Annotated in this window: 1 pseudogene; it reads right to left on the reverse strand. The window is 45.2% G+C overall.

Annotated features, from left to right (window positions below):
- Positions 1–758: 758 nt before the first annotated feature.
- A pseudogene (locus F6K53_RS44085) lies at positions 759–1,176 on the reverse strand (mechanosensitive ion channel protein MscS); the annotation flags it as partial.

A 1,176-nucleotide genomic window follows, 5' to 3' on the forward strand; every position in this document is an offset into this window, starting at 1 on the left:
GATAGCTAAAAAGTAGACTGTATAAGCTTCAGAGGTCTCATACCTGTCTTGATGCAAAGCGCGAGTGGTTTGAATTTACCGTAAGATAGGGTCGCCTTGTCTTGATGCAAAGCGCGAGTGGTTTGAATTTACCGTAAGACAGGCTCGCCTTAATCAATAAGTTTTACCCATTTTGTGCATTTGAAGTTACCTTAAGAATAAGGCAGCCAAAATCGGCAGAGTTTTAACCCTTTTTCCCATAGCCGACCAACCATAAAGGCTGCCTTATTCTAAGGTTTCGTCTTTGAGCCTACCAACCATAAAGGCTCAACGTAATCAGGTTTTGTCTCCGGGGGAAACCCCCTGTTCCGAAGCTGCATCGCTATTAAAAAATATTTAACCATGCATCTGCATAACCTGCTAACTATAAAGGCGACCCTATCTAAGGTTTTGTCTCCGGGGGCTCAAGCAGGGCTGTTTCTTGCGTCCGACTAAAACGTGATTGGTAGGGAGGTGGGGAGATAGGGAGGTGGGGAGATAGCGGTGCGACCCGTGGCGAATTTAATTCGCCTAGCGATGCAGCGCGGTCTTGGGGGTTCCCCCCATGACCGACTGCATCAAGACAAGGAAAGCGCACCGTCGGAGAATTTTTATTAATAAAAAGGTATTTTTAACCTTAAAAAAACCTTCTCCCCAGCACCCCAACGCCCTTTCAGCAGATTGACTTGACAATTTATTCATGAAAATGAAACAGCCCTGCCTCTACAGGGCGGGGTAGTTCATTTCTCATCTAAATAAAAACGGTAAAACAAATAATCATCTCGGAAAGGATGATCATCTGCGACATGATGAATAATACCTCGATTAATCAGTATCTGTCCAATAGCCACTGCATCTTCCCGAGTAGAATTACACCGTTTCACCAACCAATCTACGGCTTCTGACCCAACAAAACAGCATCCATAGCTATTGAGACGATAGCGACGGTCTTGAATATCCAACCCTCCTGGTTGACGCATTTCCTCGATCAAGGTTTCAATGTCTAGTGTTATCATATCCTCTTGGAAAGGAGCCGTAGGGTAAGAGTCTTGATCTATGTCATCCATAGGCTCTAGGAAACCTGAAACTAAGGAATCCTGGGTGGGCTCAGACTGATACCCATTGGGAATATAGAGTTGGTTTTCGGGCGGTTTTGGC

Source organism: Moorena sp. SIO4A1 (assembly GCF_010672065.1).
GTDB lineage: Bacteria > Cyanobacteriota > Cyanobacteriia > Cyanobacteriales > Coleofasciculaceae > Moorena.